Raw genomic sequence first — 19,603 nt, 5'->3', positions numbered from 1 at the left:
CGGGAAACCCCTGGGGGACGTCTCTCGTGCTCACTCAGGAATTGGCGAGCTGGATCCCGGCCCGCGCGAGGGCGAGCATGTTCAGTTCGACGTTCGGCGGGATGGCGTTCTTCGGGTCCGAGAGCATCACGCTCGTGACGAACGTCCGTCCGCCCGACGTCCTGGTCAGGTAGTTCGCGGACATGACGCCCGGCTCGCTGCCGCCCTTGAACCACACCTTCGGGTACGCCTTCGGGTCGAGCCCGACCCCGCCGTCGTACAGGGACAGCGCGTGGTCCAGGTCGGCCTGGCCGGGCTTGGCGGCCCGCTCGCTCAGCCCCTGGTACGCCGCGCACACGTCGGTCGGCGAGGCGAACCACTCGATGGTGTCGACGTCGCGCGGCTGCTGCCAGACCGTGATGCCGGACAGCGGGGTGGCGTTCAGCGCGGGCAGCGCGGCGGACCGCTTGTTCGCGGGCAGGGCCAGGTACCGCTTCGCGCTCGCCGGGTAGCCCGCCCCCTTCAGCGCGAACACCTCGCGCGTGGTCAGGAACGGGCGGTCGCTCGCCTGCCGCGAGTTCCCGAGCGCGCCGACCTCGCGCTCCACGGCCTCGCGTCCGAGCCGGTGGATCAGGTGGTCGGCGGCCGTGTTGTCGCTGTTGGAGATCATGGCGTCCGCGTACTGCGCGAGCGTCATCGTCGTCCCGGCGGGCTTGTCCTGGAACGTCCCGGACGGGAGGCTCTTCCACGCGTCGTTGATCGGGAGCGGGCTGTCCCAGGCGACCTCCTTGCGGGCGACCGCGTCGGACAGCGCGCCCAGGACGTACAGCTTGAACGACGACCCGAGCGGACGCTGCGTCTTCTCGTTCACGCCGTGGACGACCCGGCAGTTCCCCTTCTTGCCGATCTCGGCGGTCGCGAACGAGACGTTCGGCGCGAGCTCGTGCAGCCGGGAGTCCAGGTCGCGCCACGACCGGGGCTGCTCGGCGAAGTAGAGCGCCGCGATCCGTCCGCTCCGGTCCGTCGCGGACATGCCGAACACCGAGGCGCCGTGGCCCGCGGTGAACCACCCGCCCGCGCGCGTGCGCCCGGACTTGGGCGGAAGCTGCGCGGTGAGCGGCCCCATCCGCGCCAGCGTCTTCGACAGCCCGGCCGTGCCGCCGAACGAGTGCAGCGCGGCCGCGGCGATGTGCGCCTTCGCGTCGGCGTCGGTGAGCGGAAGGTGCCGGGACGCCGACACGATCCAGTCGAGCTGCCGGCCCGCCGCGGCCGGGGCGTCGGCCGCGTCCTGGCCGCCCGAGCCGCCGCCGCACGCCGCCGCCCCGCTCAGCAGCACGACGGCCAGCGCCGTGACCCGCGTGGTGGTCAGAGCCGTGACGCGCGTGGAGGTCAGAGCCGTGACGCGCGCGCGTCCGGCGGCCTTGATTCGGGTGCGGGCCCTCATCGCGCGCCGCCCGCGGGCGCGTCGGTGTCGGGCATGGAGTCGCGGCGGGCGGTCTTCCGCTCGCCCGCGGCCGTCTCGGCCGGCGGGTCGTCGGCCGCCTGGGGCAGCACGTTGGTCGACATCGGAGTCCCCGTTCTCAGTCGATGGGACGCCCGAACCGCTGGAACGCCGCCTGCCGGGTGATGCCGAGGACGTCGCCGATCTCCTGCCAGGTGCGACCGGAGGAGCGCGCCGTGCCGACCGTTCCGCGCAGGTGGTCGTCCGCCCGTCGGACGGCCTCGGCGGCGGCGGCCACCGCGGCCAGCGCGTCGCCCGGCGCTCCGGGCGCTTCGGACACCTGGCCGCCCAAGCTGTCACCGCCGCGAATCGATGTCAAGCGACCCTTGACGTCCTGCATGGGGGTCGCACGTTTTGCGTGCCGTGCCCGCCGTGCCGCACTCCGGCAGGTGGCGTCACAGAACCGTCGCTTACGTCCACGCCCGGCCTGTTGTGCCAGATGCCTCCCGCAGTGCTCGCAGGCATCGGTCATGACATCACCCGCAATTTTCGTGCCAACCGGACGGCACGAAATTAACACGATTCAGGACGATGCGGGCCGGTAGGCGCGAAGGAAGGCGTGGACCCCGTCCCGCAGGATCCGGTCGGTCTCCTCGGGGGAGAGCGGGAGTGCCCCGTAGAAGGTCCGCCGGACCACCGTGGCGATGGTCAGCTGGTCGAAGTGGAGCGCGGCCGTCTCCGGGTCGTCCAAGGTGAGCAGCCCGCGCTCGGCGATCTTCGCCAGGTAGGGGGCGAGGCGCTCGTGCGCGGTCTGCGGACCCACCGCGATCCACCGGTCGAGCACCGGGCGCGGGATCCGCGTGACCTCGGCCTCCAGAGCCCGGACGAGCGCGAAGTGGTCGGGGAACTCGCCGATCGTCGCCGCCCGGTCGCGGGTGAAGGCGAGCAGGTCCTCCTCCAGGTCGAGGATCTTGAGGAGGTGGACGTCCATCAGGCGCTTGATCGCGTCGGTGACCTGCTGCCCGCCCTCGACCGCCACGGCCTGGAAGAGCTGCTCCTTGTCGGCGAAGTGGTTGTAGATCGTCCGCTTGGACACCTTCGCCTCGTCGGCGATCGCGTCCATGCCGGCCCGGGTGTAGCCGTCCCGGCCGAACACCCGGCGCGCGCCGTCCAGGATCGCGCGCCGCTTCTCGGGTCGTCCGGTGGACGTCACGCCGGGCCTCCTCCGCCGTACTGATCGGGTGCAGTGTATTCGTCGTCAGCGGCCGATCTTCGGCCCGTCCAAGTCGATGAAGTGGCTGTCGTGCGCGAGGAAGAAGTCCTCGCGGGCCTCCTGCGACAGCGCGGCGAGATGCCCGACTCCTTCGAAGTACTCCTCGCGGGGCGCGCCGGGAGCGAACAGCATCAGGAACGAGACGGGGTCGTCCGACTCGTTGGTGAACGAGTGCAGCCCGCCCGCCGGGACATAGAGGAAGTCCCCCTTGGACGCCTTGCGCCATCGCTCGCCGTCGAAGACGCCGAGCGAGCCGTCCGTGACGAAGAACGACTCGGACATCGTCCGGTGGAAGTGTGTCCCGGTGCCGCCGCCCGGAGGCAGGTTCCGCACGTGGTAGAGGCCGAACTCGCCGTCCGTGGAGATGTCGTGCTCCCGCCCGGTGGGCTTCCCGGTCGCGAGGTAGTAGGTCTCCATCCCCGACGGCCCGGCCAGCTCCGGCTTCTCCGAAGCCGCCCGGAACGAGGCGCTGACCTCGCCGTTCTCGCCGTGGTACCGATCCTGTGGATAGGACAACACAACCTCCTTCGAGAGCGTGCTCCCGAAAGTACACCGACCAGTGCAACAACTCAACCAGTCGGTGTACTTCGCCCTCGCCGTGCAGGTCAGACCCGTGTCACCGCCTCGCGGATGACCTCGGCGAGGAGTCCTGGCGCGGTCATGCTCGCGACGTGACCGTGCCCGGCGAGCGTGACGACCCGCGCGTCCGGCAGCGTCGCCGCGAGGTCCGCCAGACGTTCCCGCAGGTGAGCGGGGCTCTGGTCGCCCTCGATCAACGTCGCCGGGAGGTCCAGGGAAGCGAACCGCCCGATCCCGAGGCCGAGCGCGTCGAGCGCCTCGGAGTCCGCGATCTGCGCAGCCGCCGCCTTCGCGAAGAGCTCCCGCACCCGGGGCACGGCGAACATCGCGTCGACCTCGGCGGACGGCATCCGGACGATGTCGCGCATATGCACCCGCATCGCCTCGGCGGGCTCACCCGCCTCCAGCAACGCCCGAGCCCGCACCCCCGCCGCCCCCGCGACCAGCTCCCGCGTAGGAATCGGCGGCTCGTAGAGCACCATCCCGCCGAATGGCGAGGGATCGAGCAGCGCCGCCTCCAACGCCGCGACCGCCCCGGACGAATGCCCGACAAGAAGCGTCGGCCCGTCCAGCACCCGAGCAACGGCCACGATGTCAGCCGCCTCAACCCTCATCGAATGCGGCAACACGATCTCGGCCCCAACCTCATAAATCCGCCGCCGAACCCGAACAACCCGATAGTCGTCGGTAAGCAGCCGCGCGACCGCGTCCCACGCCGAAGCGCCCCCACCACCGGGATGAACGACGAGCACGTTGGGCCCGTCCCCCTCATCGAGAGCACGGACGAGGTGGCCATCGGCAGAAGATGCAACAAGCTCCGTCATGAACCAAGCCTGACCCCACCCACTGACGTGCCGCTGACACCATCTCCGGGGAAATTGGTTGTCGGTGGTCCGCACCCTCATGAGAGCGTGAAAACCCTGGCGAGATCGAAGGCGTGGCGAACAGTGGACGAGGCGAATCTCGAAGGGCTCCGTGCGGCTGCTCGAGCCGGACACGCGCCCAGCATGTTCAGGCTGGGAAAGCTGTACGACGATGCCGGTCGGAAGCAGCCCGCGACACGTTGGTACCAGGCCGCCGCGGAGCAGGGACAAACGATCGCGATGATCAACCTGGCGTTGCTGATCAAGCGCGACGACCGGGAAGCGGCCATGGCCTGGACGCTGCGGGCGGCCGAGGAGGGAACCGACCGCACCGCTCAGTACAACTACGGCGTGTTCCTGGAGGAGGACGGCCGCCTTGCGGAGGCCGAACAGCACTACCGCGCCGCCGCAGACATGCCCTACCCGGCCGCGCGCAACCGCCTCGCCTGTCTGCTCTGGGACGCCGGACGGAACGACGAGGCCGAGATGTGGTTCCGCCGCGCCCTTGAGGAGTGGGCGGACTCTTCCGACTATCCGGGTGACGAAGACTACGAGGCCAATACCGCCATCATGTTCAACCTCGCCGGTCTTCTTGAGGAAGCAGGCCGTCCGGACGAGGCGCTGGATCTCTATAGCCAGGCAGCCGGGCGAGGCGACGCGGAAGCGGCTGAAGAAGTCGCCCGTCTCAGCTCGTAGTCGAGGCCGATCACGCTACGCCGCGTCCGTAGCGCCGAAGTGGCCAACAGGTCGAGGGCCGCCTACCTATGGTCGAAGCCTGTTGTGTTGGACCCGCTACGGAGAGGTGCCTCACTTGTCGAAATGCAGCGGGCAGGTGCAGCTCGAAGGCTTCCTTGAGCTCGGCGTGCCTGAAGGGCTGCGTGCGGAGCTCATCGAAGGGGAGATCGTGGTGACGGTCGCCTTCACCGCACGTCGGGAGAAGTGCCTGTCCCGGCTCAGTCGGCAGGTGGCTCGGATGTCCGCGACTCCCATGGATTTCTCACGCAAGGCGGGGCTGTTGCTGTCCGGCGGAGACTCCTGCACGCAGAACTATGTGATTCCGGATGGGGTATTCGCCTCGACGGAACTCGACGTCTTCGATTCGGAAACGACCTGGACATCGCCGCGAGGTGTCGCCATGGCCGTGGAGGTCAGGTCCGGACGGGTGGGATGTGATCGCACGGCGAGGCAGCACTGCTACGCGAAGGCGGCAGTGCCGTTCCTCCTGCTGATCGACCAGGAGGAACGGCACGTGACGCTGTTCAGTACGCCGGACAGGCGTGCTGCGGACTACTCGGAGACCCGGCGTGTGAGGTTCGGGAGGTCCCTGGATCTGCCGGAGCCGTTCGGGTTCGCGTTGGACACCGCTGAGTTCGAGTAGTCAGAACCGGGTGAGCCAGGAGAGGGCGCGGGCCAGGAGGTAGTAGACGCCCGCTGCGATGCCCCAGTTCAAGTAGAGCTGGTGCTTGGGGTCGGGGCGTACGAAGAGGTCGTGGAACGGTGTGGCGAGCCAGTTCCCCGAGCGCAGCGTGGCGTGGACGAGGGTGTTGGACGGGTTGGCGCCACCCAAGGTCAGCAGGATTCCGAAGACGAGAATCGCGGCGGCCGCGATGCCGCCGGCCAGGATGGCGAGGCTGATCGGATTGTGCCGCATGCGACGCCAGCGTCCGGGGCGGCGTTTGTGCGCGGTCGTGCGGCGCGTCCACGGGCGGGTCCCATCGGGGCCGGGTGACCAGGGCCAGCGGCGGGTCTCGGTAGTGGTCGTCTCCGTCTGTTTCTCTCTACGTCCCAGGTGGAGAGCCATCGCTTTTCACTCCTCAGTTTCGCGACGCGTTCGACCTACCGCGAGGCCGGGAGGCCAAACCGCAGCCGGGTTTTCGGACGCGTCGTCCGGCGTGATCCGGACGCCGGGCAAGGAAAGCGGGCGGGCACTTTTCACAAACGCCTGACACGGAGTGGAGGCGCCGAGTTACGCTCCGCAAACAGAAGGGCGTCCGAGAACAATCGAGACGACGGAGCCGACGATGCCTCCACAGCGCAAGGACCAGGACGACGACCAGGACCCGCGCGACTTCGACCCCCGGTCGAGCAACTTCGCGCTCTTCGCGCACAAACTGCGGACGTACCGCACCCGCGAAGGGATGAGCCAGACGGACGTCGGCGCGTTCTGCAACGTGTCGCACAAGACGATCAGCGCGATCGAGAACCTGTACCGCATCCCGAACGACGACGTCGCGAAGAAGCTCGACCAGCTCTTCGGCGTGGACGTCTTCGAGGACCTGTACTGGCTCATCCTCCGCGACGCGGAACTGATGCCGGACTTCCTCAGCTACACCTCACACGAGGCACGAGCGGACTCGATCCGGGTGTTCGCGCCCATGCTCGTCCCTGGTCTCTTCCAGACTGAGGCTTACTCCCGAGCCATCCTTCGGACGGAGACGCCTGAGGCGCAGCTTGAGCAGGCGGTGGCATTTCGGATGTCCCGCCAAGAACTCCTCGACAGGGAGGAGCCTCCGTTCATCGTCGTTCTCATCAGAGAGGCCGCGTTGCACGAACCTGTCGGTGGGACCGAGGTGCAGAAGGAGCAGCTCGATCATCTGCTTGAGCTCGCCAGCCGCCCGAACATCACCATTCATGTCATCCCTGCCGGAGCTCCGGTCTACGACAGGAGCATGTTCGCTCTGTTCGGCTTCGACACGGAGAACGGCCTGGGATACGTCGAGGCGGCGGCGGACCGGGGCCATACGCTCGAGCCTCCGGGCCTTGTGCATCGCCTCGTCATGGCGTTCGATCGAGCCAGAGCCGAGGCTCTGTCCGCGACAGAGTCCGTGGTTCGGATCCGATCGATCAGGGAGGCCCTGTGACCAACCGCGCCCCGCTGTGGCGTAAGTCGAGCTATTCCGGGGGAACGGTCAACTCCGACTGCGTTGAGGTCGCAGCCCTCGAAGCTGTTGTCGGCATCCGCGACTCGAAGGCTCCGGATGGGGCACATGTGTGTGTGAGTCGAGCGGCGTTCGCGAGGCTGCTCGCGTCCGTCCAGGAGTTGCCATGACCGGCGATGCGATCCGATGGCGCAAGTCCAGCCACTCCGGTGCCGCGGGCAGCAGCGAGTGTGTCGAGGTGGCGGCGCTGGAGCCCGTGGTCGGCGTCCGTGACTCGAAGGCCCCCGACGTTGGGCATCTGCGGGTGACTCGCGAGGCGTTCGGTGAGCTGCCCGGTCGCCTGACGTAGGCGACAAGCTTGGCGGCCCGTCCTGGAGTGGTCCGGGACGGGCCGTTCACCATGCGAGCCAGGTGATGTTGAGGATGATCAGCGTCTGGGCCTCTTCGTTAACGTGGAAGTCGAGGAGGCCATGGGTGCCGAACTGAACTTCACGATATTCAAGGCCGTTCTTGGGCCGGATCAGCCAGGCATCCCAGGGCTCCTGCTTGAGGCGGATGATCCGCTCCATCAGGAGCTCGTACGTCTCCTCATCCTGCATCAGGTCGTTGAACTGCTTGGCAGCGAGAGTGGTCAGCCGCAGGTCGTAGCTCACCGCGGATCCGGGCGCTGGGGCAGCGAGTGGAGGTCCTCGGGGCGGGCCGTCCACGCCTCCTCGACCGAGGCATCGAAGCCCGAGGTCGAATAGGCGGCCGCGCGGAGTCGCCACAGATGTAGCAGCTCCCGGAGTTGCCGCCATCGCCAGACCTCGTGAGCAGCCTCCAACGCTTCCCGGTACTCGGTCAGGAACGCCTCGTGCCAGGACTCGGGTAGCACCTTGAGGATCTCGGAAGGATCTTCCGGATCAAGGCTGCTCAGCGGTTGCGCCGTCATGTTCTGAAGGCTACCCGCGATGTCGGCTTGATCACTGGCAGACCGGGAAGGGCCTTGATCAGCGGTCGTTGGCGGAGGTGTGCAGGAGGAGAGCCATGGCTTCCTTGTGCGAGAGGGCCCCGGGAAGCTCGGTGTTGCGCCACTCATTCAGATAGGCGTGAGTGGCCGCCGTTTCGGGCGCCACGACCGTGGTCCTCGTCATCCAGGCTGATCGTGTCGTAGCTCCCTGGTGGGTGTGGTGAACGGCTCGCTGGACTCGCTGGTCGTGCTGGAAGGCGATGGGGCGGGGGCGAAGTCCACCGGGTTCGCCAGCCACGCCTCGAGGTTTCGACGTTGCTGGGGCTGCGTAGCGGCCCTTCCTGGAGTGGTCCGGGACGGGCCGTTTCGTTGATGACCTCATGGACGGGGAGCCGGAGGGGCGGGGAAGATCACCGCATGGCTGTTATTCACCAGGCGGAGCTCAGGCCGTCCAAGTTGGAACTGCTGAGTGCCTGGCTTCCTTCTCGGAGCTGGTACCGGGGTGAGGGCGAGCCGCAGTTGGCTGATGTGGGTGGCTTTCGGCTGGACGATCCCGAGGGGGAGGTCGGGATCGAGTTCAAGGTGGTCGCCGACACCTCGGGGACGCTTCCGGTCACGTACCTCGTGCCGCTCACCTACCGGGGTGCGCCGCTGGACGGGGCCGAGCATGCGCTCGTCGGCACGATGGAGCACGGGGTGCTGGGACGGCGCTGGGCCTACGACGGCTGCCACGACCTGGTGATGGTCGGCCAACTGCTGGCTCTGATCGAGGGACGAGCCCAGGCTCAGGACCAGTACGTCGGCGGCGCTCCCGATCGGGACGTCTTTCGCGAGTACACCGGCGACGTCCTCGATCCCAGGGACTTCACCGGCCCTCCCGTGGACGATGAGGACGGCACGGAGCTGCGCGCGCCGCAGGGGACCGTCCTCCGCCTGCAACGGCTCATGTACACCGCTCCGCATGGAGCGACGCGTCCGCCCGGAGGCTCGACCGGCCACCTCACCGGATCATGGCGCAGCTCGGACGGCAGTCGCCCGCGCGGGTTCTTCGCTTTCACGCATGTGAGCCGCGAGTTCTGAGAGCGGCCCGTTCCGGAGTGATCCGGGGCGGGCCGCCTATGGTTGGGGCAGGCTACTCGGAAACGCGGTCGATGCGGGCGACCAGGACCGCATCAATTTCAAGCCGGTACATGACGCGATACGGCCCGACACGAAGCCGGTAGCCGCCGTCGCTGCCCCAGCGGAAGGCCTCCGGCGGTGTGGGATTTTCCGAGAGGGCGGCTACGGCTGCTGCGATCGCGTGCATGCCGTCCTGGTCATGGACGTAGCGCCACATCGTGCGCTGACCGAGTTCTGACCATTTGAGATTCAGCGGTGACTGCCGAGGATTTCCGCCATGAACTCCTCGTGCGTCTTCTCCCCGAGCCGTCCTGCGGCGATCCAGTCGTCCAGCTCCGCCGATGCGGCAGTCGCTGCGGCTTCGTCCAGGGCTTCGGGGGAGGCGTTCTTCTCCAGGGCCTTGAAACGGCGGAGGTCGTCCAAGGGCACGACAGCCGCGGTTTCACCGCCGAGGTGGATCACCTCGTACGGCTCGGTGGCGGCTTCCCCGGGGCCGGGGTCGATCGGCTGAGCGCTCATGACCGCAGGGTACCCGGACGACCTGCAAGATCACGTGCCCTTGGCGATCAGGTGTGGATCAGTGCCTGGCCCGTCCCGGAATGATCGGGACGGGCCGTTCGGGTGTCGAAGTCAATCGGTGACGGCTTTGTGGGGCGTGGTGGTTCTGGGGAGGGTGAGCATGAGGAGGGCGGCGGCCACGTAGGCGGCTACCTGCCAGGGCATGACGGTGGCCAGGGCGCTTCCGTAGTCGGTGGGGGACGGGCTGGGAGTCAGGGCGTCGAAGAAGACGGTGCCCAGGACGGCCACTCCGACGGCGCCGCCGATCTGGTTGACCGTGGAGAGGGCGCCTCCGGCGGCGCCGGCGTGGCGGCCGGGGACGCCTGCGAGGACGACGTTGACCAGGATCGGGGCGCCCAGGCCCAGGCCGAGGCCACCCAGGAACAGGGCGGCGGCCAGCGGCCAGTAGCCCGGGTGGCCACCGTCGCGGACCAGCAGCCAGAGCATGCCCTGGGACGCGGCGAGGACGAGTGAGCCGGTCACGAGCAGGGCGCGTCCGGCCTTCGCGGCGAGCTGGACGCCCATCCCCGAGGTGACCATCGAGCCGATCGCGTAGGGGAGGATCACCAGCCCGGTGTCCCACGCGGATCGGTGGGTGCCCGCCTGGAGGTACAGGGAGAGGACGAGGAAGAACGAGCCCAGGGCGCCGAAGAAGAGGACCGAGGCGGCCAGTCCGGCGGAGAAGGTCCGGATGCGCAGGAGGCCGGGGTCCAGGACGGGGAGGCCGCCGCGGGACGCCAGGCCGCGTTCGTATAGGACGAACGAGACGAGGAGGGCCACGCCTGCGGCCAGCAGGGCCCAGCCCCACCAAGGCCAGCCCCAGTCGCGGCCCTGGACGAGCGGCAAGAGGATCAGGGCGATGGCCAGGGCGGACAGGACGGCTCCGACGACGTCGAGGCGTTCGCGGCGGGACGCGGTAGATTCCGGGAGCACGCGGGCGCCGAGGACGAGCGCGACGACGGCGACCGGCACGTTGACCCAGAAGATCGTCCGCCAGGCCAGGCCCCACAGGTCGGCGTCCACCAGCGCGCCGCCCAGCAGGGGGCCCGCGACGGCGGCGAGGCCCTGGACGGCGCCGTACGCGCCGAAGGCCCGCGCCATCGCGGCGGGCGCGAACGAGGAGCGGATGATCCCGAACACCTGCGGGACCATGAACCCGCCCGCGAGCCCTTGCAGGACGCGCATGGCGATCAGCGCCCCCGCCGATGGCGCGAGGGCGCAGGCCGCGGACGCGAGCGCGAATCCGGCGAGGCCGATGAGGAACACCTTGCGGCGGCCGTAGTCGTCGCCGATCCGGCCGCCGGTGATCAGCCCCGACCCGAGGGCCAGGGTGTATCCGGCGAGCATCCACTGGAGTTGGGCCTCGCTGGCATGCAGGTCCCGGCCGATGGACGGCGCGGCGACGGTGACGATCGTGACGTCCAGCAGGTCCATGAACGAGGCGAACAGGACGACGAGGAGCGCCACGGTGGCGCGTCCGCCCGTCACACCGGAAGGCGGCGCCTCGGTTGGGGTTTCGGTGTTCATGGACGGCAACGTGACATCGGTGGCGGTCATGGAGTGTCCGCCATTGCTGCCAGGCTGCCGGGCATGGCTGACACGTCCGCACGGATCCTGCGACTGCTGTCCTTGCTGGAGGCGCGCGCCGAGTGGCCTGGCGCGGAGCTTGCCGCAAGGCTCGGGGTGAGTGCCCGGACGCTGCGGCGGGACGTCGACACGTTGCGCGAACTCGGCTATCCCGTCGAGGCGGTCCTGGGGCCCGGCGGCGGTTACCGGCTCGGGGCGGGCGGGAAGCTCCCGCCGCTCGTCCTCGATGACGATCAGGCCGTCGCCATCGCGATCGCGCTTCAGACCGCGCCCGCGACCGTCGCGGGCATCGACGACGCCGTGACCAGGGCTTTGACGACGCTGCGGCAGGTGATGCCCGCACGGTTGCGGGCCGCGTCCGAGGCGTTCGAGCTCACGGCGCTCCGCAACTACTGGGAGTTCGCCGACTCGCCCGTCGGCGTCGCGACGCTGCAGGCCGTCGGGTCGGCGATCCGCACGCGCCGGACGCTGCGCTTCGACTACCGCTCACCCAGCGGGACGGTCCCGGCTCCCGGCGAGCCGGGCTTCACGCCGCCGCGCGAGGTCGAGCCCCACCACCTCGTCGTGTGGGCAGGCCGCTGGTACCTCGTCGCCCGCGACCGCGTGCCCAGTGACCGTGTGCCCAGCGAGGGCGCGTCCCGCGACCGTGCGACCCATGAGCGGACGACTGCCGGATGGGGGACCTATCGCGTTGACCGGATCGTGCCGCGTGAGCCGTCCGGGCCGCCGTTCACGCCGGTGCCCCTGACGGACGACGACCTCACCCGCCTCGTCATCCAGAACCCCGATCGCGGTGACACCGCCGGGCCGTGGCAGTGCAGGGGCAGCGCGACCGTCGACCTTCCCGCCGGGCTCGTCGCCCGCTGGGCGCCCGGTGGATCCGTGGTCGAGCACATCGACGAGCGGAGCTGCCGCCTCACCATTGTCGGCTGGTCCTGGATGGGCGTAGCCGGCCTCTTCGTCACCTTCGACGCCGACCTCCACGACGTCGAGCCGAAGGACCTGCGCGACGCGTTCGACGGGCTGGCCGCCAGGATCGACCGGGCCCGGTCTCGTCACTCGCCCTTGTAGACCGGAGGACGCTTCTCCTTGAACGCCAGGGAGCCCTCCTTGGCGTCCTGGGAGCCGATGACGGGCCAGCCGATCTCGTCCGAGATCTTCAGGGCCTCGTCCTCCGGCAGGTGAGCCGTCTCGCGGTAGGCGCGGAGGATGGCCTGGACGGCGAGGGGCCCGCAGGCCGCGATCTGATCGGCCAGAACCCGGGCCGCTTCCAAAGCCGTGCCGGACGGAACGACCTGGTTGATCAATCCCATCGACAACGCCTCGGCCGGGGTCACCGAGCGGGCCGTCAGCAGGATGTCCATCGCGTTCGCGTAGCCGATCTGGCGCGGCAGGCGGATCGCGCACCCGCCCATAGGGAACAGGCCGCGTTTCGCCTCGTACAGGCCCAGCGTCGCGTCCTCGGCCACGACGCGAAGGTCAGTGCCGACCAACAGTTCGGTGCCTCCGGCGACGGCGTAGCCCTCGACCGCGCAGATGAGGGGTTTCGTCGGCTGGCCGTCACGCAGGAGGCCCTTCCAATGGAAGTCGGTTATCTGGGACATCCGCTCCTGCACGCGCGGGTCGGACGGCGGCTTGCTCATCGCCTTCAGGTCCGCGCCCGCGCAGAAGTGTTCCTCGGCTCCGGTCAGGATGCCGACCCGCACCTCCGGTGTCTCGGACATGTAGGCCCACGCGTCGGCGAGGCCGACGAGCATCGCGGACGAGAGCGCGTTGCGTGCCTCGGGGCGGTTCATCGTGACGACGACGACGTGGCCGTCCCGCTCGACGGTGCAGTGCTCGGTGCTGATCGGCAGGGTCTCGACCATCGGCCACCTCCGGACGTCCGGTAAACAGGAACAGATTCTAGTAACGATCAGCCCACGCCAACAGGTCTTGCCGGACAAAACGAGAACGTGCTCTACTTTTGCCGTCGGAGGTGTCGAGGCTCCGGCGACGCACGCGATCACCGAGGGAGAGCCGATGGGATCGTTGGGCTTCTGGCGGCTGGCGCAGGCCGACCCGGAGTGGGTCGCGGCCGTCGATCCGGACGGGACCGAGCATCGCGCGGGGGACCTGCTCGCCCGCGCCAACCGCGTCGTCCACGGGCTTCGCGGGCTCGGCCTGGAGGCGGGCGACGGGTTCTGCGGGCTGGTCCCGAACGGCGTCGAGGGACTGGTGCTGTACCTGGCCGCGCTCCAGGCGGGCTGGTACTACACGCCGATCAACTGGCACCTGACCGGGCCGGAGATCGGCTACATCGTCGCCGACAGCGAGGCCAAGGCGTTCTTCGTCCACGAGCGGTTCGCGGAGGCGGGCGCGGAGGCCGCCGAGGCGGCGGACCTCGACCCGCGGCGGCGGTTCGCGTTCGGTGACGTCCCCGGCTTCCGGCCCGTGTCCGAGGTGGAGGACGGTCAGCCCGAAACCCTCCCGGACGAGCGCACCAGCGGCGCGACGATGCACTACACGTCCGGGACGACCGGACGTCCGAAGGGTGTCCGGCGCAGGCTGCACGGCATCGACCCGGACGACTCGGCCGAGCTGATGACGTTCCTGCTCACCATGTTCGGCATCCAGCCGGGACGTCCCGCCGGCCAGGACCCGCAGGCGCACCTGGTCACCTCGCCGAACTACCACACGGCCGTCACGCAGTTCGGCGGGACGGCCCTGCAGATGGGCCACACGCTCGTCTACGTCGACCAGTGGGACGCCGAGGACACCCTCCGCCTGATCGACAAGTACGCGATCACGAACACCCACATGGTCCCGACGCACTTCAAGCGGCTGCTGTCGCTGCCGGAGGACGTCCGCAAGCGGTACGACGTGTCGTCCATGCGGTGGGCGATCCACGCCGCCGCGCCGTGCCCGGTGCCGCTGAAGCAGCAGATGCTCGACTGGTGGGGCGACTGCATCTGGGAGTACTACGCGGCGACCGAGGGCGGCGGGACGATCGCGTCCCCGCAGGACTGGCGCGCGCATCCCGGGACGGTCGGCAAGGCGTGGCCGATCAGCGAGCTGCTGCTCGTGGACGACGACGGCGAGCCCGTCCCGGCGGACGCGCCCGGCACGATCTACATGAGGATGGTCAGCGGCGACTTCGAGTACAAGGGCGACAAGGCCAAGACCGAGGAGTCGCGCCTCAACGGCTTCTTCACGGTCGGGGACGTCGGCCACCTCACCGAGGACGGCTTCCTGTTCCTGTCCGACCGCAAGTCCGACATGATCATCTCGGGCGGCGCGAACATCTACCCGGCCGAGATCGAGAACGAGATCGTCCTGCATCCCAAGGTCGCGGACGTCGCCGTGTTCGGCATTCCGGACGAGGAGTGGGGCGAGCAGATCAAGGCCGTCGTCGAGCCCGCCGCGGGCGTCGAACCCGGCCCCGAACTCGCCGCCGAGATCCTGAAGGCCCTCGAGGGCCGCCTCGCGAAGATGAAGTGGCCGCGGACGATCGACTTCATCGAGACGATGCCGCGCGAGCCGAACGGGAAGCTCCTCAAACGCAAGCTCCGGGACCCGTACTGGAAGGACCGTGAGCGTGCCATCTAGCGACGTGCCATCTAGCGAACCGACGAACCATGTCCTGGAGTTCCCCGGCGGCTACACGCGCTCGGTCGGGCCCGTCATCGGACGCTTCCTGTCCGAACTCCGCGACGGCCGCCTGAAAGGCGTCAGGACCAGGACCGGACGCGTCCTGTTCCCGCCCGTCGAGTACGACCCGGACACCGGCGACGACGTCACGGACGAGTTCGTCGACGTCGGCCCGGTCGGGACGGTGACCAGCTGGTCATGGGTGCCGAACCCGCGCAAGACGCATCCGCTCGACCGTCCGTTCGCGTGGGCGCTCATCCGCCCGGACGGCGCGGACACGGCCCTCCTCCACGCCCTCGACCTGGGCGTCTTCGAGCTCGGGGCGAAGCCTCCACGCCGGCTCAAGACGGGGATGCGCGTCCGCCCGCGCTGGCGGGCCGAACGCGTCGGAGGCATCGGCGACATCGAGTGCTTCCAGCCCGAGGTCACGATGATCAACGCGCCGAGCCGCCTCGAGTACCGCCTCCAGGGCGGACGGGCCCTCGACCGGTTCCTGGAGGGCGTCGAGCAGGGGAAGATCCTCGGGCACCGCTGCGACGTGTGCGGGCAGGTGATCGTCCCGATGAAGGGACTGTGCCCGAAGGACGGCGTCCCGACGTCCGAGGAGGTCGAGCTCCCGGACACCGGCACCGTCACCACGTTCGCGGTGAACAACCTGCCCGACCCGCGCGCGCCCGAGGTCCCGTTCGTGTCCGCGTACATCCTGCTGGACGGCGCCGGGCTCACCATGCTGGCGCTGGTCGCGGGCATCCCGGCGGACCAGGTGCGGATGGGCATGCGGGTCCGCGCGGCGTGGCGTCCGCGCGAGGAGTGGACCCGGTCGATGGCGAACATCAGGTGGTTCGAGCCGACCGGCGAGCCGGACGTCCCCTTCGACGAGATCAAGGACCACATCTGATGCGCCCCGTAGCGGTCGTCGCGTTCGCGCAGACCCGGCACACGGGCGAGGACGCGGGACTCTCCGAGACCGAGCTGCTCGCCCCCGTCATCACCGAGATCAAGCGGCGCACCGGCGTCACCCGGTTCGGGTTCACCTGCTCCGGCTCGAACGACTACCTGGTCGGCGCGCCGTTCTCGTTCGTGTCCGCGCTGGACGCCGTCGGCGCGTGGCCGCCGATCTCCGAGAGCCACGTCGAGATGGACGCCGCGTGGGCGCTGTACGAGGCGTGGGTGAAGCTCCAGCACGGCGAGGTCGACACGGCGCTCGTGTACGGCTTCGGGAAGACGTCGCAGGCCGCCTACCCGGAGGTCTTCACCCAGAGCCTCGACCCGTACTACCTCGCGCCGCTCGGCGTCGACCAGGTCTCGCTCGCCGCCCTCCAGGCCCGCGCCTACCTGGAGCACACGCGCACCGACGAGCGGCGACTCCGCGAGATCGCCGCCAAAGCCCGCGCGGACGGACGCGCCAACCCGTCCGCCCTCCACCTGGACGACCCCGGCGACGACGACGGGTACGAGGTCGCGCCGCTCCGCCCGCACGACGTCGCACCCGTCACCGACGGCGCCGCGGCGATCGTCCTCGCGGCCGGGGACAAGGCCCGTGAGCTGGCCGAACGTCCCGCCTGGATCACCGGCATCGACCATCGCGGCGAGCCGCACCAGCCCGGATTCCGGGACCTGACGTCCTCGCCGTCCACCCGCCTGGCCGCCGCGAAGGCGGGCGGCGCCGACGGCGTGGAGGTCGCCGAACTGCACACCCAGTTCAGCCACGAGGAGCTGATCCTGCGGGACGCCCTGGACCTCGGCGACGGCGTCGCGGTCAACCCGTCCGGCGGGCCGCTCGCGGCGAACCCGGTGATGGCGACCGGCCTGATCCGCATCGGCGAGGCCGCCGCGCGGATCTCCGGCGGGACGGCGGGACGCGTCCTCGCGCACGCCACGTCCGGACCCTGCCTGCAGCAGAACCTCGTCTGCGTCATGTCGGGAGAACAGAGCGATGGCTAACCCGTGCGCCGTGATCGGCGTGGGCCAGACGGCCTACAAGACCAAGCGGCCGGACGTGTCCATGGCCGGACTGCTCCGCGAGGCCGCCCGCCGCGCGCTGGACGACGCGGGCCTGACCTGGACCGACATCGACGCCGTCGTCATCGGCAAGGCCCCCGACCTGTTCGAGGGCGTGATGATGCCCGAGGGGTACCTCGCCGACGCGCTCGGCGCGTCCGGCAAGCCGATCATGCGGGTGCACACCGCCGGGTCGGTGGGCGGCTCGACCGCGAACGTCGCCGCGAGCCTCGTCCAGTCGGGCGTGCACGACCGGGTCCTCACGGTCGCGTGGGAGAAGCAGTCCGAATCGAACGCGACGTGGGCGCTGACCGTGTCCGGCCCGTACACGACGTCGCTGGTCGTGGGCGCGGGCGGCTACTTCGCGCCGCACATCCGCGCGTACATGCGGCGCAGCGGAGCCCCCGACCACATCGGCACGCTCGTCGCCGTCAAGGACCGCGAGAACGCGCTGAAGAACCCCTACGCGCACCTCAAGATCCCCGGCATCTCGCGCGAGATGGTCGAGTCGACGCCGATGCTTTGGGAGCCGATCCGCTACCTGGAGACCTGCCCGTCCTCGGACGGCGCGTGCGCGATGGTCCTCGCGTCCGAGGACGCCGCGAAGCGGGCCCCCAACAAGCCCGCCTGGGTGCACGGCACGGCGATGCGGTCCGAGCCGATCTTCTTCGCCGGACGCGACACCGTGAACCCGCAGGGCGGCATCGACTGCGCCGCCGACGTGTACCGGCAGGCCGGGATCACCGACCCGCGCCGCGAGATCGACGTCGCCGAGGTGTACGTCCCGTTCTCCTGGTACGAGCCGATGTGGCTGGAGAACCTCGGGTTCTGCGGCGAGGGCGAGGGCTGGAAGCTCACCGAGGGCGGAGCGACCGCGCTGGACGGCGACATCCCCTGGAACGCGTCCGGCGGCGTGCTGTCGTCCAACCCGATCGGCGCGTCCGGGATGATCCGGTTCGCCGAGGCCGCGCTCCAGGTGCGCGGCATGGCGGGGGAGCACCAGGTGGACGGCGCGCGCCGCGCCCTCGGCCACGCCTACGGCGGCGGCGCGCAGTTCTTCGCGATGTGGATCGTCGGCAGCGACAAACCCTAGGAACGCACACGGCCCGGGCCGCCGTGGCGGCCCACCCCCGGAGGCCCCGATGGAGTTCAACCACGCCGATCTGTTCGAGGGGGTCTCCGACGCGGTCGGGGACCGCACCGCCGTCGTCTGCGGCGACCGCCGCCTGACCTACGCCGAGCTGGACGAGCACGCCAACCGGCTCGCGCACCACCTGCGCGCCGCCGGGGTGGAACCGCACCGGCACGTCGCGATCCAGCTCTACAACGGGATCGAGTACGTCGCCGCGATCCTGGCCGCGCTGAAGATCCGCGCCGTCCCGATCAACGTGAACTACCGGTACGTCGAGGACGAGCTGCGCTACCTCTACCGGGACTCGGGCAGCGTCGCGCTGATCTACGACGCCGAGTTCGACGACCGCGTCGCCGCGACCCTCCCGGACGTCCCCGAGCTGCGGCATCTCATCTCGGTGGGGGACTCGTCGATCGAGCGGACCGTCCGGTACGACGACGCCGTGGCCGTCCAGCCCGGTACCCGCGACTTCCCGGAACGCTCGCCGGACGACACCTACATCATCTACACGGGCGGCACGACGGGCATGCCCAAGGGCGTCATGTGGGGCGTCGAGAGCATGCTCCGCGCCTTCTGGAACCCGTCCTTCCCGCCCCCGGACAAGCCCGCCGACGTCGTCGACCTGGCCCGCTCGTCCGGGCCGATGGTGATGATGCCGATCGCGCCGCTCATGCACGGCGCGGCCCAGCAGGCCACGTTCATCTCCTGGTGCATGGGCGCGACCGTCGTCTACGCGCGCCGCTTCGAGGCCGCCGAGGCGTGGCGGACGATCGAGCGCGAGAGGGTCAACTCGCTGACGGTCACCGGCGACGCGATGGCGATCCCGATGGCGGACGAGCTGGCGCGCGGCGGCTACGACACGTCCTCGCTGCTGGCGTTCGTGTCGACCGGCGCGATCCTCACCGGGACGGTCCGCGACCGCCTCGCCGCGCTGCTGCCCAACACGATGATCTTCGACCGGTTCGGCTCGACCGAGTCCGGCTCGACCGCCGCCGCCGTCGCGGGGACCTCGCCCGAGAAGGGCCTGCGCTTCCTGCCGGACGTCCCGGACATCGCCGTCCTGGACGACGCGCTCCGGCCCGTCCGGCCGGGATCGGGGGTGCTCGGGCAGCTCGCCCGCACCGGCCACATCGCGCGCGGCTACTACAACGACCCGGAGAAGACCGCGCGGACGTTCCCGGAGGCCGGCGGCCGCCGCTGGCTGCTCACCGGGGACATCGCGACGGTCGAGGAGGACGGGACGATCTCGGTCTTCGGACGCGGCTCGCAGGCGATCAACACCGGCGGCGAGAAGGTCTTCCCGGAGGAGGTCGAGGCCGTCCTCAAGGGGCATCCGGACGTCTACGACGCGGTCGTCACCGGGATCGCGGACGAGCGCTGGGGCTCCCGGGTCGCCGCCGTCGTCCAGCCGGCGTCCGGCGCGTCCCCGGATCCGGGCGATCTCGACGCGCACTGCCGCCGGCACCTGTCGGGGTACAAGGTGCCGCGCGCGTACGCGTTCGTGGAGGAGATGAGGCGCTCCCCGGCGGGCAAGGCCGACTACCGGTGGGCGCGGGAGGTCGCCGAAGCGGGCGGAACCGCCCGATCGGACGAGCGGACCGCTTGATCAGGCG

26 protein-coding genes are annotated in these 19,603 nt (G+C 69.9%); 12 read left to right on the top strand and 14 right to left on the bottom strand.

Translation table 11 applies throughout. The annotated features are described in order from the left end of the window. Positions 1-34 precede the first annotated feature (34 nt). From AB0L06_RS33415 to AB0L06_RS33390, 6 genes are all read right to left on the bottom strand, one after another. Positions 35-1,423: a serine hydrolase gene (locus AB0L06_RS33415; protein ID WP_500235145.1), complete on the bottom strand. Its 1,389-nt coding sequence runs from the start codon at positions 1,421-1,423 to the stop codon at positions 35-37. Beyond that, on the bottom strand, positions 1,420-1,545 hold the full coding sequence (locus tag AB0L06_RS33410) for a hypothetical protein (RefSeq protein WP_500235144.1): 126 nt from the start codon (positions 1,543-1,545) through the stop codon (positions 1,420-1,422). The genes AB0L06_RS33415 and AB0L06_RS33410 overlap by 4 nt, the downstream gene beginning before the upstream one ends. 14 nt (positions 1,546-1,559) lie before the next feature. Next, positions 1,560-1,760 carry a hypothetical protein gene (locus AB0L06_RS33405; RefSeq protein WP_500235143.1) on the bottom strand — a complete coding sequence of 67 codons (201 nt, stop codon included), beginning with the start codon at positions 1,758-1,760 and terminating at the stop codon, positions 1,560-1,562. A gap of 243 nt (positions 1,761-2,003) precedes the next feature. Further along, on the bottom strand, positions 2,004-2,633 hold the full coding sequence (locus AB0L06_RS33400; RefSeq protein WP_500235142.1) for a TetR/AcrR family transcriptional regulator: 630 nt from the start codon (positions 2,631-2,633) through the stop codon (positions 2,004-2,006). A gap of 45 nt (positions 2,634-2,678) precedes the next feature. Next, complete coding sequence (locus tag AB0L06_RS33395) at positions 2,679-3,209, bottom strand: cupin domain-containing protein (protein WP_500235141.1); 531 nt, start codon at positions 3,207-3,209, stop codon at positions 2,679-2,681. An 89-nt stretch (positions 3,210-3,298) separates the two neighbouring features. Then, on the bottom strand, positions 3,299-4,096 hold the full coding sequence (locus tag AB0L06_RS33390) for an alpha/beta fold hydrolase (RefSeq protein ID WP_500235226.1): 798 nt from the start codon (positions 4,094-4,096) through the stop codon (positions 3,299-3,301). A 123-nt stretch (positions 4,097-4,219) separates the two neighbouring features. Between AB0L06_RS33390 and AB0L06_RS33385 the strand changes: the two genes are divergently transcribed. Both AB0L06_RS33385 and AB0L06_RS33380 read left to right on the top strand, forming a co-directional pair. After that, positions 4,220-4,831 (top strand): tetratricopeptide repeat protein, encoded by a 612-nt coding sequence (locus AB0L06_RS33385; protein ID WP_500235140.1) that lies wholly within the window; start codon positions 4,220-4,222, stop codon positions 4,829-4,831. 115 nt (positions 4,832-4,946) lie between these two features. After that, positions 4,947-5,513 (top strand): Uma2 family endonuclease, encoded by a 567-nt coding sequence (locus AB0L06_RS33380; RefSeq protein ID WP_500235139.1) that lies wholly within the window; start codon positions 4,947-4,949, stop codon positions 5,511-5,513. Here AB0L06_RS33380 and AB0L06_RS33375 read toward each other — a convergent pair whose 3' ends face one another. Beyond that, positions 5,514-5,786 carry a hypothetical protein gene (locus tag AB0L06_RS33375; protein WP_500235138.1) on the bottom strand — a complete coding sequence of 91 codons (273 nt, stop codon included), beginning with the start codon at positions 5,784-5,786 and terminating at the stop codon, positions 5,514-5,516. 370 nt (positions 5,787-6,156) lie between these two features. On the opposite strand from AB0L06_RS33375, the gene AB0L06_RS33370 reads away from it, so the two are divergent. The 3 genes from AB0L06_RS33370 to AB0L06_RS33360 are packed head-to-tail and all read left to right on the top strand — an operon-like array spanning position 6,157 to position 7,363. Then, positions 6,157-6,996, top strand: a complete 840-nt coding sequence (locus AB0L06_RS33370; RefSeq protein WP_500235137.1) for a helix-turn-helix domain-containing protein — start codon at positions 6,157-6,159, stop codon at positions 6,994-6,996. After that, on the top strand, positions 6,993-7,184 hold the full coding sequence (locus AB0L06_RS33365) for a DUF397 domain-containing protein (RefSeq protein ID WP_500235136.1): 192 nt from the start codon (positions 6,993-6,995) through the stop codon (positions 7,182-7,184). The genes AB0L06_RS33370 and AB0L06_RS33365 overlap by 4 nt, the downstream gene beginning before the upstream one ends. Continuing rightward, positions 7,181-7,363, top strand: coding sequence for a DUF397 domain-containing protein (locus AB0L06_RS33360; RefSeq protein ID WP_500235135.1), 183 nt, complete (start codon positions 7,181-7,183; stop codon positions 7,361-7,363). Before AB0L06_RS33365 ends, AB0L06_RS33360 begins: the two co-directional genes overlap by 4 nt. Before the next feature lie 46 nt (positions 7,364-7,409). On the opposite strand, the gene AB0L06_RS33355 is transcribed toward AB0L06_RS33360, so the two are convergent. Genes AB0L06_RS33355 through AB0L06_RS33345 form a run of 3 tightly spaced genes read right to left on the bottom strand, consistent with a single transcriptional unit; the run spans position 7,410 to position 8,147 of the window. Beyond that, positions 7,410-7,667, bottom strand: a complete 258-nt coding sequence (locus AB0L06_RS33355) for a hypothetical protein (RefSeq protein ID WP_500235134.1) — start codon at positions 7,665-7,667, stop codon at positions 7,410-7,412. Continuing rightward, positions 7,664-7,945 carry a DUF6247 family protein gene (locus AB0L06_RS33350; protein ID WP_500235133.1) on the bottom strand — a complete coding sequence of 94 codons (282 nt, stop codon included), beginning with the start codon at positions 7,943-7,945 and terminating at the stop codon, positions 7,664-7,666. Before AB0L06_RS33350 ends, AB0L06_RS33355 begins: the two co-directional genes overlap by 4 nt. 58 nt (positions 7,946-8,003) lie before the next feature. Then, complete coding sequence (locus AB0L06_RS33345; RefSeq protein WP_500235132.1) at positions 8,004-8,147, bottom strand: hypothetical protein; 144 nt, start codon at positions 8,145-8,147, stop codon at positions 8,004-8,006. 233 nt (positions 8,148-8,380) lie between these two features. Between AB0L06_RS33345 and AB0L06_RS33340 the strand changes: the two genes are divergently transcribed. Next, positions 8,381-9,043 (top strand): maltokinase N-terminal cap-like domain-containing protein, encoded by a 663-nt coding sequence (locus AB0L06_RS33340; protein WP_500235131.1) that lies wholly within the window; start codon positions 8,381-8,383, stop codon positions 9,041-9,043. A gap of 52 nt (positions 9,044-9,095) precedes the next feature. Here the strand turns inward: AB0L06_RS33340 and AB0L06_RS33335 are convergent, their stop codons facing one another. From AB0L06_RS33335 to AB0L06_RS33325, 3 genes are all read right to left on the bottom strand, one after another. Beyond that, the gene (locus tag AB0L06_RS33335; protein ID WP_500235130.1) at positions 9,096-9,299 is read right to left on the bottom strand and encodes a type II toxin-antitoxin system RelE family toxin; all 204 of its coding nucleotides are present in this window, start codon (positions 9,297-9,299) and stop codon (positions 9,096-9,098) included. Positions 9,300-9,331: 32 nt separating this feature from the next. Next, positions 9,332-9,601 carry a hypothetical protein gene (locus tag AB0L06_RS33330; protein WP_500235129.1) on the bottom strand — a complete coding sequence of 90 codons (270 nt, stop codon included), beginning with the start codon at positions 9,599-9,601 and terminating at the stop codon, positions 9,332-9,334. Between the two features lie 111 nt (positions 9,602-9,712). Continuing rightward, on the bottom strand, positions 9,713-11,197 hold the full coding sequence (locus tag AB0L06_RS33325) for an MFS transporter (RefSeq protein ID WP_500235128.1): 1,485 nt from the start codon (positions 11,195-11,197) through the stop codon (positions 9,713-9,715). Between the two features lie 33 nt (positions 11,198-11,230). Here AB0L06_RS33325 and AB0L06_RS33320 point away from each other — a divergent pair, with 33 nt between their 5' ends. Beyond that, a complete protein-coding gene (locus AB0L06_RS33320) occupies positions 11,231-12,298 on the top strand; it encodes a helix-turn-helix transcriptional regulator (RefSeq protein WP_500235127.1) in 1,068 nt (355 codons plus the stop codon). Here the strand turns inward: AB0L06_RS33320 and AB0L06_RS33315 are convergent. After that, the gene (locus AB0L06_RS33315) at positions 12,283-13,095 is read right to left on the bottom strand and encodes a crotonase/enoyl-CoA hydratase family protein (protein ID WP_500235126.1); all 813 of its coding nucleotides are present in this window, start codon (positions 13,093-13,095) and stop codon (positions 12,283-12,285) included. The genes AB0L06_RS33320 and AB0L06_RS33315 overlap by 16 nt on opposite strands. 154 nt (positions 13,096-13,249) lie before the next feature. Between AB0L06_RS33315 and AB0L06_RS33310 the strand changes: the two genes are divergently transcribed. The 5 genes from AB0L06_RS33310 to AB0L06_RS33290 are packed head-to-tail and all read left to right on the top strand — an operon-like array spanning position 13,250 to position 19,596. Further along, complete coding sequence (locus AB0L06_RS33310) at positions 13,250-14,815, top strand: acyl-CoA synthetase (RefSeq protein WP_500235125.1); 1,566 nt, start codon at positions 13,250-13,252, stop codon at positions 14,813-14,815. A gap of 4 nt (positions 14,816-14,819) precedes the next feature. After that, positions 14,820-15,755: a Zn-ribbon domain-containing OB-fold protein gene (locus AB0L06_RS33305; protein ID WP_500235124.1), complete on the top strand. Its 936-nt coding sequence runs from the start codon at positions 14,820-14,822 to the stop codon at positions 15,753-15,755. Next, on the top strand, positions 15,755-16,801 hold the full coding sequence (locus tag AB0L06_RS33300; protein WP_500235123.1) for a thiolase family protein: 1,047 nt from the start codon (positions 15,755-15,757) through the stop codon (positions 16,799-16,801). The genes AB0L06_RS33305 and AB0L06_RS33300 overlap by 1 nt, the downstream gene beginning before the upstream one ends. Continuing rightward, positions 16,794-17,951 carry a thiolase family protein gene (locus AB0L06_RS33295; protein ID WP_500235122.1) on the top strand — a complete coding sequence of 386 codons (1,158 nt, stop codon included), beginning with the start codon at positions 16,794-16,796 and terminating at the stop codon, positions 17,949-17,951. The genes AB0L06_RS33300 and AB0L06_RS33295 overlap by 8 nt, the downstream gene beginning before the upstream one ends. A gap of 49 nt (positions 17,952-18,000) precedes the next feature. Then, positions 18,001-19,596, top strand: a complete 1,596-nt coding sequence (locus AB0L06_RS33290) for an acyl-CoA synthetase (RefSeq protein WP_500235121.1) — start codon at positions 18,001-18,003, stop codon at positions 19,594-19,596. Positions 19,597-19,603 lie beyond the last annotated feature (7 nt).

The sequence above is a fragment of the Spirillospora sp. NPDC052269 genome (genome assembly GCF_040679435.1).
Lineage (GTDB): Bacteria > Actinomycetota > Actinomycetes > Streptosporangiales > Streptosporangiaceae > Spirillospora.
The sequence above is the reverse complement of the archived record's forward strand: the minus strand, read 5'-3'. Positions and strand labels throughout refer to the sequence as shown.

What these genes read in the sequence shown, in the direction of transcription:
- AB0L06_RS33340 (WP_500235131.1), top strand. Translation starts at nt 8,381, where the DNA reads ATGGCTGTTATTCACCAGGCGGAGCTCAGGCCGTCCAAGTTGGAACTG.
- AB0L06_RS33325 (WP_500235128.1), bottom strand. Translation starts at nt 11,197, where the DNA reads ATGACCGCCACCGATGTCACGTTGCCGTCCATGAACACCGAAACCCCA.
- AB0L06_RS33350 (WP_500235133.1), bottom strand. Translation starts at nt 7,945, where the DNA reads ATGACGGCGCAACCGCTGAGCAGCCTTGATCCGGAAGATCCTTCCGAG.
- AB0L06_RS33330 (WP_500235129.1), bottom strand. Translation starts at nt 9,601, where the DNA reads ATGAGCGCTCAGCCGATCGACCCCGGCCCCGGGGAAGCCGCCACCGAG.
- AB0L06_RS33415 (WP_500235145.1), bottom strand. Translation starts at nt 1,423, where the DNA reads ATGAGGGCCCGCACCCGAATCAAGGCCGCCGGACGCGCGCGCGTCACG.
- AB0L06_RS33375 (WP_500235138.1), bottom strand. Translation starts at nt 5,786, where the DNA reads ATGCGGCACAATCCGATCAGCCTCGCCATCCTGGCCGGCGGCATCGCG.
- AB0L06_RS33295 (WP_500235122.1), top strand. Translation starts at nt 16,794, where the DNA reads ATGGCTAACCCGTGCGCCGTGATCGGCGTGGGCCAGACGGCCTACAAG.
- AB0L06_RS33390 (WP_500235226.1), bottom strand. Translation starts at nt 4,096, where the DNA reads ATGACGGAGCTTGTTGCATCTTCTGCCGATGGCCACCTCGTCCGTGCT.
- AB0L06_RS33360 (WP_500235135.1), top strand. Translation starts at nt 7,181, where the DNA reads ATGACCGGCGATGCGATCCGATGGCGCAAGTCCAGCCACTCCGGTGCC.
- AB0L06_RS33370 (WP_500235137.1), top strand. Translation starts at nt 6,157, where the DNA reads ATGCCTCCACAGCGCAAGGACCAGGACGACGACCAGGACCCGCGCGAC.
- AB0L06_RS33310 (WP_500235125.1), top strand. Translation starts at nt 13,250, where the DNA reads ATGGGATCGTTGGGCTTCTGGCGGCTGGCGCAGGCCGACCCGGAGTGG.
- AB0L06_RS33410 (WP_500235144.1), bottom strand. Translation starts at nt 1,545, where the DNA reads ATGTCGACCAACGTGCTGCCCCAGGCGGCCGACGACCCGCCGGCCGAG.
- AB0L06_RS33300 (WP_500235123.1), top strand. Translation starts at nt 15,755, where the DNA reads ATGCGCCCCGTAGCGGTCGTCGCGTTCGCGCAGACCCGGCACACGGGC.
- AB0L06_RS33315 (WP_500235126.1), bottom strand. Translation starts at nt 13,095, where the DNA reads ATGGTCGAGACCCTGCCGATCAGCACCGAGCACTGCACCGTCGAGCGG.
- AB0L06_RS33345 (WP_500235132.1), bottom strand. Translation starts at nt 8,147, where the DNA reads ATGACGAGGACCACGGTCGTGGCGCCCGAAACGGCGGCCACTCACGCC.
- AB0L06_RS33335 (WP_500235130.1), bottom strand. Translation starts at nt 9,299, where the DNA reads ATGTGGCGCTACGTCCATGACCAGGACGGCATGCACGCGATCGCAGCA.
- AB0L06_RS33320 (WP_500235127.1), top strand. Translation starts at nt 11,231, where the DNA reads ATGGCTGACACGTCCGCACGGATCCTGCGACTGCTGTCCTTGCTGGAG.
- AB0L06_RS33290 (WP_500235121.1), top strand. Translation starts at nt 18,001, where the DNA reads ATGGAGTTCAACCACGCCGATCTGTTCGAGGGGGTCTCCGACGCGGTC.